Here is a 15078-nt window from a genome sequence, read left to right as displayed (position 1 = left end):
TCCCTTCCACACGGACCCGATGGCCGGGTGCGGTGGAGGGGGGACGACCATGGGGTTCGCATCGGGACTCCGCCGGCGGGCCGGGCGGTGGCGACGGGCCGTGCTCGCCGCCCTCGTCACAGGCGCGGTGGTGTTCCCTCTCTCCGGGGCCGTGCGGCCGGAGATCCCCGCGCCGACCCCGGCGTCCCTGGCCCCTCTCAGCGCGTCGACGCTCGCCGAGGCGTACGCGGCCAACCGCGCGAACGCCGCCGAGGCGGCCCGCACGGCCGCGGCCCACGACGACCGGGACCGGGCCGCGACGGACCGTTCCCTGGCCGCCCCGGCCCGGCACCTCCTCCAATTCGACGGCCGCGGCTCCGGCCGGGTGACCGAAGTCCTCGGCGACCTCGCCCGGGCCGACCGCATCGCCGTCCTGGTCCCCGGCTCCGACACGAGCCTCGACACCTACGAGCGGTTCCACGCCGCCGCCTCCGCCCTGTACGGGCAGCTCGTCCGGCAGGCCCCGGCGGGCACACGCACCGCGGTCGTGGCCTGGCTGGGCTACGAGACCCCGGCCACGGTCAGCGCGACGGTCACGACGACCGGCAGGGCGGAGCAGGCCGCCCCGCGGCTGCGCGCGCTCGTGGCCGACCTGCGGGCCGTGGCGGGCGGTGGACCGCGGGTCTCGCTGCTGTGCCACTCCTACGGCTCGGTCGTCTGCGGACGGGCCGCCGCCGGACTCGCCGTCGACGACATCGCGCTCGTCGGCAGCCCCGGCACCGGCGCCGACTCCGCCGCCGCCCTGCACACCCGCGCCCGCGTCTGGGCGGCCCGCGGCGCCGACGACTGGGTGGCGCACGTCCCGCACGTCAGCGCCGGCCTGTTCGGCACCACGGTCGGCTTCGGCACCGACCCCGTCTCCCGGGCCTTCGGCGCCCGGGTCTTCGCGGCCGGCGACGGCGGCCACAGCGACTACTTCAAGCCCGGTTCGACGTCCCTGAGCAATCTGACGCGGATCGTCCTGGGCCAGACCAAGGCGGTGACCCATGACTGACCTCGGTGTGCGCGGTGTCCCCCGCGCCCTGCGACGGGAGGCCGACCGGATCGGCGCGGCCACCCCGGCCGACCGCGACCGGGCCGTCGACGTCCTGCGCGCCGCCGCGGTCCTCGGCGTCGTCCTCGGGCACTGGCTGGTGACGGCCCTGGTCGCCGACGGCCGCGCCCTGCGCACCGCGAGCCCGCTGCAGCACATGCCCTGGCTGGCGCCCATCTCCTGGCTGTTCCAGACACTCGCCGTGTTCTTCCTGGTCGGCGGCCACGTCGCCACCCGGGGGTACGCCTCGGCCCGCGCCCGGGGCGTTCCCTACCACCACTGGCTGACGGGCCGTCTGACCCGCCTGTTCAGGCCGGTCCTGGCCGTCCTCGGGCTGTGGACGGTCGCCGCGTCGGCGCTGCTGCTGTCGGGCGCCGAGTTCGGGACGGTCCGGACCCTGGTGAAACTGGCCCTGTCCCCGCTGTGGTTCCTCGTGGTGTTCGCGGCCCTGACGGCGGCGACCCCGCTGCTGGCCCGGCTCAACCCGCTCTGGCCGCTGGCCGTCGTCCTCCACGTGGACCTGCTGCGCTTCGGATTCGGCGGTCCCTCCTGGCTGGGCTGGGTGAACGTCGCGGCGGGCTGGCTGGTGCCCTTCACGCTCGGCGCGGCCTGGACCCGGGGCGAGCTGGAGCGCCGCCGCGCGGGCTGGGTGCTGCTCACCGGCGGGGCGGCGGCGACGGCGGCGCTGGTGGCGTGGGCGGGCTACCCGGCGTCGATGGTCGGCGTCCCGGGCGAGGGCATGTCCAACCTGGACCCGCCGACGCTGACGGTCGTCTGCTTCGGCCTGGCCCAGTGCGGTCTCGCCCTGCTGCTGCGTGAGCGACTGCGCCGGGTGATGCGCGGGCCCGTCGCCTGGGCGGCGGTGGCGCTCGTGAACCTCTCGGCGATGACCGTGTTCCTCTGGCACCAGACGGCCCTGATGGCCACCACGGCCACCGGTCTCCTCGCGGGCCGGCTCCCCGGCCTGCACACCCGGCCCGACGGCCTCGGCTGGGTCGGGGCCCGGCTGCTGTGGCTGCCGGTGTTCGCCCTGGCCCTCGCCGTGTGCTGGGCCGCGTTCCGCTCCATCGAGCGGGGCGGCGGCCGGGGCCGGGGATCGCGGGTGGTGCGGGCCCACCGCCCGTCCGGCCGCGGGACGGCGGCGGAGGCGCGGCATGTCTAGGCTGGGCCGCGTGACGGACAGGGGGGTGGGGCGCGTGCTGCGGGCGCGCGTCATGGGCTGGCTGCGGGTCCTGCGCGCGGACCTGTGGACCCTCAGACCGGACCCGCTGCCGCCCTCCACCTGGCTGCGCTGGCTGCCGCACGGCCTGGTGTGCCTGGCCGCGTTCGGCGTCACGGTCGGCGGCACGGGCGACATGAGCGACAACGGCCACCTGAGCCCCAGCCTGGCCTTCCTGGTCGCGTGCGGGCAGGGCGGTGCCATGATCCTGGGGCTGTGGCGGCCGGTCCCGGCGTGGTGGCTGTCCCTGGGCGCCTTCGTCGTGGGTGCCGTGGCCGTGCGCGGCCGGCTCGGCTTCGACCCGGATACCTACACCTGGCCCTGGACCGCGGCGGGCCTCATAGCCGAGCTGTTCGTGCTGCTGCTGCTCGCGCTGCGGGTGCCCACCCGGGCGGCGATCGCGGCCCTGGCCGTGACCGCGCTGCTCACCTACACCCTGGAGGGGCTGCGGGGCGCGGAGCGCTACGACACCACCGGTGTGCTCGCGCTCTCCCTGTCCACCGTCGTGGTGATCGTCGGCACCGCCCTGCGCGGCCGCCGCGAGGCCCGCGCGGAACTCGTCGAACAGACCACGCTCACCGCGGAGGAACGCACCCGCGCACCCTGCTGGAGGAGCGCAGCCGCATCGCCCGGGAGCTGCATGACGTGGTGGCCCACCACATGTCGGTCATCTCCATCCAGGCGCAGGTCGCCCCGCACCTCGTCGAGAACCCGCCGGACGAGCTGAAGGAGAACCTCGCCGGCATCCGGCAGAACGCGCTGGAGGCGCTGACCGAGCTGCGCCGGGTGCTGGGCGTGCTGCGCTCGGAGCATCCGGAGCCGGGGGAGTCCGCCGACCCGGGCGACACGACCGGCGCGCACACCCCGCAGCCCACCCTCGACCGGCTCGACGCGCTGGTGGAGAACACCCGGGCCGCCGGCCGTGAGGTCCTCACCGAGATCAACGGCGAGCGGCGTCCCCTGCCGCCGGGGGTTGAGCTGTCGGTGTACCGGATCGTGCAGGAGGCGCTCAGCAACGCCCTGCGGCACGCGCCCGGCGCGCGGATCACCGTCCGGCTCACCTATGAGCCCGACGGCCTGGAGGTGGAGATCGTCAACGGCCGCCCGACCGCGCCCCCGCCGCCGTCGACCGGGGCGGGGCACGGGCTGCTCGGCATGCGGGAGCGCGTGGCGATGCTCGGCGGCACCATGACGGCCCATCCGTGGCACTGGGACGGCTTCAAGGTCACGGCCTTCCTGCCGGACACCCCGCCCGCCGACGCCCCGGGCACCGGCCCGACCACCGACCGCGTCACCGACGGCATCACCGACCGCACCACCGACCGCGAGGGAAGGACCCCATGACGAGCGGCACCGGCGACCCCATCCGGGTCCTCATCGTCGACGACCAGGGCATGGTCCGGCAGGGCTTCACCGTGCTGCTCGGCACCCAGCCCGACATAGAGGTCGTCGGCGAGGCCCGGGACGGCGAGGAGGCCGTCGCCAAGGCCGCCGCCACCGCTCCGGACGTCGTCCTCATGGACATCCGCATGCCCGGCGTCGGCGGCATCGAGGCCACCGAGCGCATCACGGCCGCGCACCCGGACATCCGGGTGCTGGTGCTGACCACCTTCGACCTCGACGAGTACGTGTACGACGCGCTGCGCGCCGGCGCCTCCGGATTCCTGCTGAAGGACGCCTCGTCGGAGCAGCTCGCCGAGGCGGTCCGGGTGGTGGCGGCGGGGGACGCCCTGCTAGCCCCGGTCATCACGCGCAAGCTGATCGCCGAGTTCTCCCGGCTGGACGGCAGACCCCGCGCCCCGCTGAAGGAGCGCGTCGGCGACCTCACCGAGCGGGAGACGGAGGTGCTCGCCCTGATCGCGCAGGGCCTGTCCAACGCGGAGATCGCCCGGCACCTGTTCGTGGCGGAGCAGACGGTGAAGACGCACGTGGGCCGGATCCTGGTGAAGCTGGGCCTCAGGGACCGGACGCAGGCGGCGGTGTTCGCCTACGAGTCGGGACTGGTGCGGCCGTCGGGGTACTGATGGGTGCTGTCGGTGTACTGACGGGTGCTGACTGCTCTGGACCCCGTAGTACCTGAGAGGGACGCCGGGGAACCCCTCTCACTGGGGACGACCGCGACCCGGGGGTACGCCTACCGTTCTGTACGTGACCGAGACGACTCACATCCAGACCACGCCGCCGGGGGACGGGATGAAGCCGCGCAGCCCGGAGTACCGGGTGGCCGTGGATTCCCTGCGCGGGCTGCGGCAGGACCTCTTCCACGACGCGTTCGCCTACCGGCCGCTGCCGCGCCGGAGCGTGGACGGGCGGATCATCCGGCGGCTGCCCGCCCGGCTGCGGGAGTACGCGACCTGGACGCCGCACGCCCTGATAGCCGTGGCGGCCCTGATCACCCTGCTCATCTCCGGTGTCGACGCCGACGACGCGGTGCTCCTGATCGTTCCGTTGACGGTGATCCCGGTCCTGCTGACCATGATCCGGCCGGTCGCGGCGTTCTGGGCGTCCATGGTGTCCACCCCGCTGGCCGCCATGCTCGGCAGCAACTGGGGCGAGTGGCCGTGGGCGGCCGGCAGTTTCGCCTGCCACCTGACCGTGCTGACGGTCGTGGCCATGCGCACCAGGCCGCGCACGGCCGGGTGGATGTGGGTGCTCACGGCGCTGTACGCGCTCGCTGCGGACAGCGGTATCGGCCCGACCTACCTCTACGGCACCAACTCCGGCCCCATGCTGGTCCTCTCGGCCATGATCCTGCTCTGCGTCACCGTCTGGCACATCCGCCGGGAAGCGGTCCAGGAGGTCACCGCCCAGCAGACGGTCACCGCCCACGAGCGGTCCCGGCGCACCCTGCTGGAGGAGCGCACCACGATCGCCCGCGAGCTGCACGACGTGGTCGCCCACCACATGTCGGTCGTCGCCATCCAGGCGGAGGCCGCGCCCTACCGGGTGGAGAACCCGCCGCCGGAGCTGGAGAAGGCCTTCGCCACGATCCGGGAGAACGCGGTGGCGGCGCTGACCGAGCTGCGCCGCGTCCTGGGCGTGGTCCGCGCCGAGGACTACGAGGCCCCGGACGCCCCGCAGCCCACCCTCGCCGACCTGGACGCGCTGCTGGCCAACGTGCGGGAGGCCGGGCTGAGCGTGGAGAAGGCGGTGACCGGGGCGGTGCGGGAGCTGCCGCAGGGCGTGGAGCTGTCGGCGTACCGGATCGTGCAGGAGGCGCTGAGCAACAGCCTGCGGCACGCCCCGGGCGCGACCGCCCGGGTGGAGATCGGGTACGTTCTCGGCGGTCTGGGCCTGCGCATAGTCAACGGCCCGCCGCCGAACCCGAGCCTGATCAAGCCCTCGCCCGGCGCCGGGCACGGCATCACCGGCATGCGGGAGCGCGTGTCGATGCTCAACGGCGAGATGACGGCGGGCCGCACGGACGACGGAGGCTACGAGGTGACGGTGTTCCTGCCGGTCGCCCTGCCGGACGAGGATGACGCATGACGATCCGGGTCCTGATCGCGGACGACCAGATGATGGTGCGAGAGGGCTTCTCGGTCCTGCTGAACGCGATGCCGGACATCGAGGTCGTCGGCGAGGCGGTGAACGGCCGGGAGGCCGTCGCCAAGGTCCGCGAGTTCGCCCCGGACGTCGTGCTCATGGACATCCGCATGCCCGAGCTGAACGGCATCGAGGCGACCCGCGAGATCGTCGCCGCCGACGGCGCGGCGAGGGTGCTGGTGCTGACCACGTTCGACCTCGACGAGTACGTGTACCAGGCGCTGCGCGCGGGAGCCTCCGGGTTCCTCCTCAAGGACGCCTCGGCCCGCCAGCTCGCGGACGGGGTGCGGGTCGTGGCGTCCGGGGAGGCGCTGCTGGCGCCCTCGGTGACCAGACGCCTGATCACCGAGTTCTCCAAGCTCTCCGAGAAGCCGCGCCTGATGCCCTCCGCGCAGGCGGCCTACGGCGATCTCACCGAGCGGGAGACGGAGGTGCTGGTCCTCATCGCGCAGGGCCTGTCGAACGCGGAGATCGCCGAGCGGCTGGTGGTCGCCGAGTCGACGATCAAGACGCACGTCAGCCGGATCCTGGTGAAGCTGGGCCTCAGGGACCGCACGCAGGCGGCGGTGTTCGCCTACGAGGCGCGGCTGGTGACCCCCGGCTAGCCGGGGGCCGGGCGGCACCAGCCCCAGCTCAACGATCTTCGTTTCGCCGGGCCGAGTCGACCATGTGAAGGAACGCCCCTGGTCAGTGAGGGGGATGTGGGGCTAGCGTCCCGGCATGGCTGCCGTATTCGACCCGTGGGACCCGGCGTTCCTCGCCGACCCGTACCCTGCCTACGCCGAGCTGCGTGCCCGGGGCCGCGTGCACTGGTTCGAGCCCACGAACCAGTGGCTCGTCCCGCACCACGCGGACGTCTCGGCGCTGCTGCGCGACCGGCGTCTGGGCCGGACGTACCAGCACCGCTTCACGCACGAGGAGTTCGGCCGTAGCGCGCCCCCGCCGGAGCACGAGCCGTTCCACACGCTCAACGACCACGGGATGCTCGACCTGGAGCCGCCGGACCACACCCGGATCCGCCGCCTGGTGTCGAAGGCGTTCACACCGCGCACGGTGGAGCGGCTGAAGCCGTACGTGCGGGGCCTGGCGGACGAGCTGGCCGCGGCCCTGGTCGAGGCGGGCGGCGGCGACCTGCTGAAGGACGTGGCGGAGCCCCTGCCCGTCGCGGTGATCGCCGAGATGCTCGGCATCCCGGAGTCCGACCGGGCCCCGCTGCGCCCGTGGTCGGCGGACATCTGCGGGATGTACGAGCTGAACCCGTCCGAGGAGACGGCGGCGAAGGCGGTCCGGGCGTCGGTCGAGTTCTCCGACTACCTGCGCGAGCTGATCGCGGCCCGTCGCAAGGAGCCGGGCGAGGACCTCGTCTCGGGCCTGATCGCCGCCCACGACGAGGGCGACCGCCTCACCGAGCAGGAGATGATCTCCACCTGCGTCCTGCTGCTGAACGCCGGCCACGAGGCGACGGTGAACGCCACGGTCAACGGCTGGTACGCCCTGTTCCGCAACCCGTCCCAGTTGGAGCTGCTGCGCGCCGACCACTCCCTGATCCCCTCCGCGATCGAGGAGCTGATGCGCTACGACACTCCGCTGCAGCTCTTCGAGCGCTGGGTCCTGGACGAGATCGAGATCGCCGGCACGACGATCCCGCGCGGCGCGGAGATCGCCATGCTCTTCGGCTCCGCCAACCACGACCCGACGGTGTTCGCGGACCCCTCCGCGCTGGACCTGACCCGCGCCGACAATCCCCACATCTCCTTCAGCGCCGGCATCCACTACTGCATCGGCGCACCCCTGGCCCGTATCGAACTGGCGGCGTCGATGGGGGCGTTGCTGGAGAAGGCACCGACCCTGCGCCTGGCCGCCGAGCCGGAGCGGAAGCCGAACTTCGTGATCAGGGGGTTGGAGGGGCTCAGCGTGGTGGTGGGCTGATCACCCGCTCGGATGATCATGTACGTGATCCGTCCGGTTGCTCACAGAGTGCTCGGCAAGTTGGTCTGCGCCTGTAAAGGAGGGCACCATGACGGTTATGGCGCAGCACACGGCTCAGATGTCAGTGGAGGAGTTCGAGGAGCTCGCCGCACTCGTGGCCAAGAGGTTCGACGCCGTCAGGTTGGAGTTCATCAACGGACGGCTCGGAGTCAAGGGCATGACGGACGGCAACCACAGTGAGGTCATCAGGTGGCTGCAGGAGTGTTTCCTGATGGGGGGCACCGGGCTGTGGCTCTACGGGGGTGGTGAGCTGGGCCTGCGGATCGAGAAGTACCGCAAGGGCCGAGCTCTTCCGGACGCCGTGCTCGCGCCTCGGGGGACATTCGCGGGGGCAGGGGACTGGGCTGACACCAAGGGCGTTGTGATGACGGTCGAGGTCACCTCCTACGACGCCGACACACACCGGCGGGACCGCGAGGAGAAACCCCTGGGGTACGCAGAGGCGGGCATCCCCCACTACCTGCTGATCGATCGGGACGACTGCTCGATCACGCTGTACAGCGATCCGGAACCCGGCGAGGGGTACCGCAGCACGATCAGGAAGTCCTTCGGCGCGAAACTCTCGCTCCCCGAGCCCCTCGGCATCACACTCGACACCGAGGAGCTCAAGCAGTACGCCGACTGATCACGCCGCGATGTCCCGCCGCCGCAGCCCGGCGAGCCCCGCGGCCACCAGTGCCACCGCCGACCCGGTCAGCACGCCCACCGGCCCCCACGCCATGGTTCCCCCGGGCAGCTTCGGCAGATGGCCGAAGGGGGAGAGGTCCAGTACCGCCTGCGGCACGTCCAGGGCGGGACCGACCCAGCCGATCAGCAGGGCCGCCCCGGCGACGACCCACGCCGCCGCGGCTCCCCGGGGCAGTACGCCGTGCAGCAGTACCGCCACCCCGCCGATCACCCATACCGCCGGGAGCTGCACCAGGCACGCTCCCAGGATCGGGCCGGTCTTCTCGCCGTAGCCGACGGCGAAGCCCAGACCGGCCAGCAGCATGAGGAGCGCGGAGCCGCCGAAGGCGACCGCCAGATGCCCGGCGGCCCACCGCAGCCGTCCGACGGCGTTGGCGAGGACCGGCTCCGCCCGGCCCGAGGTCTCCTCGCCGTGCAGCCGCAGCACGGACGCCACGATGTACAGCGCCGCGACCAGGCCGAGCATGCCGATCATCGACGCCAGGAACGCGTCCGTCAGGCCCGCCTGGCCGCCCATCCGCTCGAAGATCCGCCGGGCGTTGTCGTTGTCGCCGACCAGTTCGGCCGCGCCCTCGGTCATGCCGCCGTAGACGACCCCGGCCAGGAAGAAGCCGATGCTCCAGCCGAGCACGCTGCCCCGCTGCAACCGCCAGGCCAGGGCGCCCGCGCTGCCCAGCCGGCCGGTCGCCGGGCCGGGCCGCGTCGGCAGGAAGCTCATGCCGATGTCCCGGCGCCCGGCGAGCGCGTACGCCACCGCTCCCTGGACCAGCACCGCCGACCCCAGCAGCCCCAGCACCCACCAGCGTTCGTCCGCGTACGGCCGCAGGTTCTCCAGCCAGCCCAGCGGCGACAGCCACGTCAGCACCGACGAGCCGTCCCGCGTGCCCGAGTCGCCCGCCGCGCGCAGCACGAACGCGGCGCCCAGCACCGCCGCCGTCAGACCGCGGGCCAGCCGCGCGCTCTCCGTCAGCTGCGCGACGACCGCCGCCATGGTCGCGAAGACCAGGCCGACGCCGGCGATGCCGAGCCCGAGCGCCAGCGCACCGGTCGTGCCCTGCCCGGCCAGCCCGGCCGTGAGCAGCAGCGCCAGTGCCGCGTTCGCGACCACCGCCGCCAGCAGGGCCGCCGTCAGGGAGGCCCGGCGGCCCACCATCCCGGACGCCACCAGCTCCTGACGGCCGCTCTCCTCCTCGTCCCGGGTGTGCCGCACGACGACCAGCAGGCTCGTCACGGCGGCCAGGGCGCCCGCGTAGACGCCCGCCCGCCAGGCCGTCAGGGCACCCAGCGAGTCGCCGAAGACCGGGCCGACCATCGCCCGCAGCGAGGAGTTGGTCCCCACCTGCCGGACCAGGTCGGCCCGCTCGGCCGGGGTGCCGTACAGGCCCTCCAGGGTGCCCGGCATGGAGAGCACCATGAGCGCGTTCACCGCGATCCACACCGGGATCATCAGCCGGTCGCGGCGCAGCGCGAACCGCAGCAGCGTGCCCGTCCCGGCGAGTTGGCGTGAGCTGCCGGGCCGCACCGCGAGGGTCGTCATCGGGCTGCCACCTCGTCCTGGTAGTGCCGCAGGAAGAGTTCCTCCAGTGTCGGCGGCGTCGACGTCAGGGACCGCACGCCCGACTCGGTCAGCGACCGCAGGACGCCGTCCAGCCGGTCGGTGTCGACCTGGAGCCGGACGCGGCGCCCCCGCACGTCGAGGTCGTGAACACCGGGCAGGTCCGCCAGTCCGTCCGGCGGGCCCGCGAGTTCGGCGACGACGCTGGTGCGGGTGAGATGGCGCAGGTCGGCGAGGGATCCGCTCTCGACGGTGCGGCCCTTGCGGATGATGCTCACCCGGTCGCACAGCTCCTCGACCTCGCTGAGGATGTGGGAGGAGAGCAGGACCGTGCGGCCCCGGTCGCGCTCCTCCGCCACGCACCGCTGGAAGACCTCCTCCATCAGCGGGTCGAGACCCGAGGTGGGCTCGTCCAGGATCAGCAGGTCGACGTCCGAGGCGAACGCGGCGACCAGGGCGACCTTCTGCCGGTTGCCCTTGGAGTAGGTGCGGCCCTTCTTGGTGGGGTCGAGTTCGAAGCGCTCGATCAGTTCCGCCCGGCGCCGGGCGTCCAGGCCTCCGCGCAGCCGGCCGTAGAGGTCGATGACCTCGCCGCCGGAGAGGTTGCGCCACAGCGTCACGTCCCCGGGGACGTACGCGATGCGGCGGTGCACCTCCACCGCGTCCGTCCACGGCTCGCGGCCGAGCACCTGTGCGGCGCCCGAGTCGGCGCGCAGCAGGCCGAGCAGGACGCGGATGGTGGTGGACTTCCCCGCGCCGTTGGGGCCGAGGAAGCCGTGGACCTCGCCGGAGGCGACCTCCAGGTCGAGCCCGTCGAGTGCGTGCGTCCGTCCGAAGGACTTGTGCAGTCCGGAGACGGTGATGGCCTTCGTCATGCTTCAGAAGCTACGCTTCCTTCAGAAAATTGTGAAGTTAAGGAAGCGTATAAATTGCCGGATAGGATGAGCCGCATGACGGAATCAGCCGGGACCGGCCGGGACGCGCAGGCGGTGTCGAGGTTCGTCGAGTCCTTCGCGGCGCACCTCGTCGAGGCCGGGATGCCCCGGATGCCCGCCCGGGTCTTCGCCGCGCTGCTCTCCTCCGACGAGGGCTCGATGACCTCCGCCGAACTGGGCGAGCAGTTGCGCATCAGCCCGGCGGCCGTGTCCGGGGCGGTGCGCTACCTGGCCCAGACGCACATGGTCTCGCGCGAGCGGGAGCCCGGCTCGCGCCGGGAGCGCTACCGGGTGCACGGCGACCAGTGGTACGAGGCGCTGACCAACCGCGAAGCCGTCCTGAAGCGGTGGGAGAGCGCCCTGCGCGAAGGCGTCACCAGCCTCGGCGCCGACACCCCGGCCGGCCGTCGCATGGCCGAGACGCTCGCGTTCTTCGAGTTCCTGGAGGGCGAGGTGGCCGCCCTGATGGAACGCTGGCGCGAGCACCGCAAGAAGACCTTCGGCCCGGGCTGACCCCGGCCGCGGACCGGCTCACCCCGCCGCCGGCACGGTCAGCCCCCAGGCTCCCTCGCGCACCACCCAGGTACGTGTGCGCACCGGCCCCGACACCAGCGCGTCCGCCCGGTAGCGGAAGTGCGCGCCCGACACCGTCACCGTCCGGCCCTGTGCGAGCAGCGGCGACGCCTCGGCGCCCACGGACACCGGACGGACCTCCACCGAGGCCACGCCGGCGGCCCCCGGCGACACCGACACCGCCTCCACCGGCTGGTTCAGATCGACGAGGGTCTCGCCGTCGACCTCGACCCGCAGCCGGGAGGGGCCGGGCTCCGGCGCGGAGGCGGGCCGGGACGGGCGGCCGGCCGGGACCAGGGTGCGCACCAGGGACTGGCAGGTCCGCAGCCAGGGACGGCCCGGGGACGTCGTCTCGGAGTCCGGCTGCTGCGCGGTGGCCGTCACCGGCGGTATCCGCAGCGCGCCGAGCACCACCCCGTCGCTGTCGTCGACGAGCAGGTCCATCCGCCGCTCGACCCCGTCCAGCACGGCCCGCGCCGCCTGCACCGTCCCCGTCGGCACGCCCAGCGACCGGGCCAGGGACAGCGCGCCCCCGACCGGCACCACCGACAGCGCGCATCCGGCCAGCTCCCGGTGCCGGTGCAGCAGCGACACCGCGCGGATCAGCGCCCGGTCGTCGCCCACCACCACCGGGCGCCGCGAGCCCCGTCGGCGCAATGCCCGGGCGAACTCCTCCGGCCCCTCCGGCAGGCACAGCTTCACCGCGGCACCCGCTCCGAGCACGTCTTTCGCGATCCGTACGGACTCGCCGTCCGACCGACGGGCGACCGGGTCGATGACCACCAGCAGCTGCTCGGACGTCGCGGAAGTCGCCACCTCGGCCATGCCTCGCTTCCTCGGGTAGCATCTTTGTGCAAGAGCCCCTTGCGCTATTGCGCCAGGGGCTTCGTCTATTCCGGGGCATCCGGTCCGACGGTTGGCGGCCAACGGCGGTCGCGGTGCACGCGGCTGCAGACGCTCCGCGTTCGCCCTCGACCATGGACATGCCCCGCCCGGAAGGGGTGTACGCGCGTGCCCGCACTTGTGCTGCTCGGTGCTCAGTGGGGTGACGAAGGCAAGGGAAAGGCCACCGACCTGCTCGGTGGTTCGGTGGACTATGTAGTGCGCTACCAGGGCGGCAACAACGCCGGCCACACGGTGGTCGTGGGCGACCAGAAGTACGCCCTCCACCTCCTCCCTTCCGGAATCCTGTCCCCCGGCTGCACGCCGGTCATCGGTAACGGCGTCGTCGTCGACCCGTCGGTCCTGCTCTCCGAGCTGAGCGGTCTGAACGAGCGTGGTGTCGACACGTCCAAGCTCCTCATCAGCGGAAACGCGCACATCATCACGCCGTACAACGTGACGGTGGACAAGGTGACCGAGCGCTTCCTCGGCAAGCGGAAGATCGGCACGACCGGGCGCGGCATCGGCCCGACCTACGCCGACAAGATCAACCGCGTCGGCATCCGCGTGCAGGACCTCTACGACGAGTCGATCCTCACGCAGAAGGTCGAGGCGGCCCTCGACGTCAAGAACCAGATCCTCACCAAGCTCTACAACCGGCGCGCCATCGCCGTGGACCAGGTGGTCGAGGAGCTGCTGGGCTACGCCGACAAGCTCGCGCCGTACGTCGCCGACACCGTCCTGGTCCTCAACCAGGCGCTGGAGGAGGACAAGGTCGTCCTGTTCGAGGGCGGCCAGGGCACCCTGCTCGACATCGACCACGGCACGTACCCCTTCGTCACCTCGTCCAACCCGACCGCGGGCGGCGCCTGCACGGGCGCGGGCGTGGGCCCGACGAAGATCAGCCGGGTCATCGGCATCCTCAAGGCCTACACCACCCGCGTCGGCGCGGGCCCGTTCCCGACGGAGCTCTTCGACGAGGACGGCGAGGCGCTGCGCCGCATCGGCGGCGAGCGCGGCGTCACCACCGGCCGTGACCGCCGCTGCGGCTGGTTCGACGCGGTCATCGCCCGCTACGCGACCCGCGTGAACGGCCTGACCGACTTCTTCCTCACCAAGCTCGACGTCCTCACCGGCTGGGAGCAGATCCCGGTCTGCGTGGCGTACGAGATCGACGGCAAGCGCGTCGAGGAGCTCCCCTACTCCCAGACGGACTTCCACCACGCCAAGCCGGTCTACGAGATGCTGCCGGGCTGGAGCGAGGACATCTCCAAGGCGAAGACCTTCGCCGACCTGCCGAAGAACGCCCAGGCGTACGTGAAGGCGCTGGAGGAGATGTCCGGCGCCCCGATCTCCGCGATCGGCGTGGGCCCGGGCCGGGACGAGACGATCGAGGTCAACTCGTTCCTGTAGCCGCACCGGACGGCGCGCGCGCCACGCCCCGGCGACCCCCGCGGTCGCCGGGGCGTTGTGCTGTCTGCTCCCGATGGAGCACTCAAGGGGCATGACCGTCATATCGGGACATAGTCTGAGCCTGCGATACGCAACAGCAGCCACCACCATCCCAGCCACCACCACCCCGAGACGGAAGAAGTGAGTGCTATGCGCGTGATGCTCAAGGCGACGCTGGACACCGACAAGGGCAACGACGCCATCCGGGGCGGCAAGATGCCGCAGATCATGCAGGAGGCCCTGGAGAAGCTGAAGCCGGAGGCGGCCTACTACGGGCCCTGCGGGGGCCGCAGGACGTGTTTCATGGTCTTCGACATGCAGGAGAGCGCCCAGCTCCCGCCCCTGCTCGAACCGTTCTTCAACGACCTCAACGCCGACGTCGAGGTCTTCCCGATCATGAACGGCGACGACCTCCAGAAGGGCCTGTCCCAGCTGGCCTGACCTTCAGCTGAAGACGATCATCGACCCCTGGGCCAGGCTCCGGGTCACGGCCGCGTGCAGGCCGAGCCAGACGTGGCGTTCGCGGGCGAACGGACTGGGGTCGTACGGAGCGGGGACGGCGGGTTCCTCCAGCTCCGTGGGCACGAGCGGCGGCTGGGGGGCCGCCGGCGGGTTGGCCGGGTCGATGCCGATGGCCGGGGCGACCAGCTCCAACTCCCGCAGCAGGGCGTGCGAGGAGCCCAGCGGACCGCCGCCCGCGAGGAGTTCGTCGTCGGCGAGCGGGCTCGGGAAGTCGACCGGGACGTAGGCGCCCGCGTGGTCGTAGTGCCAGACCAGGTGCGACTGCTGGGCCGTCGACTCGAACATCTCCAGCAACTGCTCGTAGTCCCCGCCCAGTTCGTCCACCGGCGTCACCGGCAGGCCGCACACCTGGAGCAGGTAGGCGCGGCGCAGGAAGTGCAGGGCGTCGTAGTCGAAGCCCGCGACCGGGGCGACGTCGCCCGACAGGCCCGGCATGTACTGGTACACCGGCACCGGTGGGAGCCCGGCCTCGGCGAGCACCTTGTTGTATTGCGCGAGTTCCTCGGCGAACGGGTTGTCCGGCGTGTGGCACAACACGTCGACGAGCGGTACCAGCCACAGGTCACAGGCCAAAGAAGGCTCCTCGCTCAGCGCGGTGGTCGGGTAGCACGGTGGTCAGGGAAGGGTATCGGTGCGGCACGCTCAC

General features: G+C 72.5%; 14 protein-coding genes and 1 pseudogene. 11 read left to right on the top strand and 4 right to left on the bottom strand.

From position 1 onward, the window contains the following. Positions 1–49: 49 nt before the first annotated feature. From ACSUPV_RS18430 to ACSUPV_RS18395, 8 genes and pseudogenes are all read left to right on the top strand, one after another. Positions 50–1033: an alpha/beta hydrolase gene (locus tag ACSUPV_RS18430; RefSeq protein WP_436947837.1), complete on the top strand. Its 984-nt coding sequence runs from the start codon at positions 50–52 to the stop codon at positions 1031–1033. Then, positions 1026–2234, top strand: coding sequence for an acyltransferase family protein (locus tag ACSUPV_RS18425; RefSeq protein WP_382613854.1), 1209 nt, complete (start codon positions 1026–1028; stop codon positions 2232–2234). Before ACSUPV_RS18430 ends, ACSUPV_RS18425 begins: the two co-directional genes overlap by 8 nt. Beyond that, positions 2227–3635: pseudogene (locus tag ACSUPV_RS18420) on the top strand (sensor histidine kinase). Before ACSUPV_RS18425 ends, ACSUPV_RS18420 begins: the two are co-directional and overlap by 8 nt. Further along, the gene (locus tag ACSUPV_RS18415; protein WP_031116049.1) at positions 3632–4315 is read left to right on the top strand and encodes a response regulator; all 684 of its coding nucleotides are present in this window, start codon (positions 3632–3634) and stop codon (positions 4313–4315) included. Before ACSUPV_RS18420 ends, ACSUPV_RS18415 begins: the two are co-directional and overlap by 4 nt. 124 nt (positions 4316–4439) lie before the next feature. Further along, positions 4440–5780 carry a sensor histidine kinase gene (locus ACSUPV_RS18410; protein ID WP_037765102.1) on the top strand — a complete coding sequence of 447 codons (1341 nt, stop codon included), beginning with the start codon at positions 4440–4442 and terminating at the stop codon, positions 5778–5780. Next, positions 5777–6442 carry a response regulator transcription factor gene (locus tag ACSUPV_RS18405; RefSeq protein ID WP_359785326.1) on the top strand — a complete coding sequence of 222 codons (666 nt, stop codon included), beginning with the start codon at positions 5777–5779 and terminating at the stop codon, positions 6440–6442. Before ACSUPV_RS18410 ends, ACSUPV_RS18405 begins: the two co-directional genes overlap by 4 nt. 115 nt (positions 6443–6557) lie before the next feature. Further along, on the top strand, positions 6558–7766 hold the full coding sequence (locus tag ACSUPV_RS18400; protein ID WP_436947836.1) for a cytochrome P450: 1209 nt from the start codon (positions 6558–6560) through the stop codon (positions 7764–7766). Positions 7767–7854: 88 nt separating this feature from the next. Then, the gene (locus tag ACSUPV_RS18395; RefSeq protein WP_436947835.1) at positions 7855–8451 is read left to right on the top strand and encodes a Uma2 family endonuclease; all 597 of its coding nucleotides are present in this window, start codon (positions 7855–7857) and stop codon (positions 8449–8451) included. On the opposite strand, the gene ACSUPV_RS18390 is transcribed toward ACSUPV_RS18395, so the two are convergent. After that, complete coding sequence (locus ACSUPV_RS18390; RefSeq protein WP_382613867.1) at positions 8452–10050, bottom strand: ABC transporter permease; 1599 nt, start codon at positions 10048–10050, stop codon at positions 8452–8454. Then, positions 10047–10943: an ABC transporter ATP-binding protein gene (locus ACSUPV_RS18385; protein WP_436947834.1), complete on the bottom strand. Its 897-nt coding sequence runs from the start codon at positions 10941–10943 to the stop codon at positions 10047–10049. Before ACSUPV_RS18385 ends, ACSUPV_RS18390 begins: the two co-directional genes overlap by 4 nt. A gap of 75 nt (positions 10944–11018) precedes the next feature. On the opposite strand from ACSUPV_RS18385, the gene ACSUPV_RS18380 reads away from it, so the two are divergent. Beyond that, positions 11019–11516, top strand: a complete 498-nt coding sequence (locus ACSUPV_RS18380) for a GbsR/MarR family transcriptional regulator (protein ID WP_031116042.1) — start codon at positions 11019–11021, stop codon at positions 11514–11516. Between the two features lie 18 nt (positions 11517–11534). Here ACSUPV_RS18380 and ACSUPV_RS18375 read toward each other — a convergent pair whose 3' ends face one another. Beyond that, a complete protein-coding gene (locus tag ACSUPV_RS18375) occupies positions 11535–12401 on the bottom strand; it encodes a diacylglycerol kinase family protein (RefSeq protein ID WP_031116041.1) in 867 nt (288 codons plus the stop codon). Between the two features lie 186 nt (positions 12402–12587). Here ACSUPV_RS18375 and ACSUPV_RS18370 point away from each other — a divergent pair, with 186 nt between their 5' ends. Both ACSUPV_RS18370 and ACSUPV_RS18365 read left to right on the top strand, forming a co-directional pair. Beyond that, entirely contained in the window at positions 12588–13871 is a 1284-nt protein-coding gene (locus ACSUPV_RS18370) for an adenylosuccinate synthase (protein WP_359785313.1), read from the top strand. Positions 13872–14060: 189 nt separating this feature from the next. Further along, positions 14061–14351, top strand: a complete 291-nt coding sequence (locus tag ACSUPV_RS18365; protein WP_031116038.1) for a DUF3303 family protein — start codon at positions 14061–14063, stop codon at positions 14349–14351. Positions 14352–14354: 3 nt separating this feature from the next. On the opposite strand, the gene ACSUPV_RS18360 is transcribed toward ACSUPV_RS18365, so the two are convergent. Then, the gene (locus ACSUPV_RS18360) at positions 14355–15005 is read right to left on the bottom strand and encodes a hypothetical protein (RefSeq protein WP_031116037.1); all 651 of its coding nucleotides are present in this window, start codon (positions 15003–15005) and stop codon (positions 14355–14357) included. Positions 15006–15078 lie beyond the last annotated feature (73 nt).

This window comes from Streptomyces sp. SudanB52_2052 (assembly GCF_964272415.1).
Classification (GTDB): domain Bacteria; phylum Actinomycetota; class Actinomycetes; order Streptomycetales; family Streptomycetaceae; genus Streptomyces; species Streptomyces olindensis.
Note: the sequence above shows the minus strand (reverse complement) of the source record. Positions and strands in the feature narration are given on the sequence as shown.

Excerpts from the sequence above, each read along its gene's own strand:
- ACSUPV_RS18390 (WP_382613867.1), bottom strand. The coding sequence starts at position 10,050 with ATGACGACCCTCGCGGTGCGGCCCGGCAGCTCACGCCAACTCGCCGGG.
- ACSUPV_RS18415 (WP_031116049.1), top strand. The coding sequence starts at position 3,632 with ATGACGAGCGGCACCGGCGACCCCATCCGGGTCCTCATCGTCGACGAC.
- ACSUPV_RS18425 (WP_382613854.1), top strand. The coding sequence starts at position 1,026 with ATGACTGACCTCGGTGTGCGCGGTGTCCCCCGCGCCCTGCGACGGGAG.
- ACSUPV_RS18385 (WP_436947834.1), bottom strand. The coding sequence starts at position 10,943 with ATGACGAAGGCCATCACCGTCTCCGGACTGCACAAGTCCTTCGGACGG.
- ACSUPV_RS18380 (WP_031116042.1), top strand. The coding sequence starts at position 11,019 with ATGACGGAATCAGCCGGGACCGGCCGGGACGCGCAGGCGGTGTCGAGG.
- ACSUPV_RS18405 (WP_359785326.1), top strand. The coding sequence starts at position 5,777 with ATGACGATCCGGGTCCTGATCGCGGACGACCAGATGATGGTGCGAGAG.
- ACSUPV_RS18365 (WP_031116038.1), top strand. The coding sequence starts at position 14,061 with ATGCGCGTGATGCTCAAGGCGACGCTGGACACCGACAAGGGCAACGAC.
- ACSUPV_RS18430 (WP_436947837.1), top strand. The coding sequence starts at position 50 with ATGGGGTTCGCATCGGGACTCCGCCGGCGGGCCGGGCGGTGGCGACGG.
- ACSUPV_RS18400 (WP_436947836.1), top strand. The coding sequence starts at position 6,558 with ATGGCTGCCGTATTCGACCCGTGGGACCCGGCGTTCCTCGCCGACCCG.
- ACSUPV_RS18395 (WP_436947835.1), top strand. The coding sequence starts at position 7,855 with ATGACGGTTATGGCGCAGCACACGGCTCAGATGTCAGTGGAGGAGTTC.
- ACSUPV_RS18375 (WP_031116041.1), bottom strand. The coding sequence starts at position 12,401 with ATGGCCGAGGTGGCGACTTCCGCGACGTCCGAGCAGCTGCTGGTGGTC.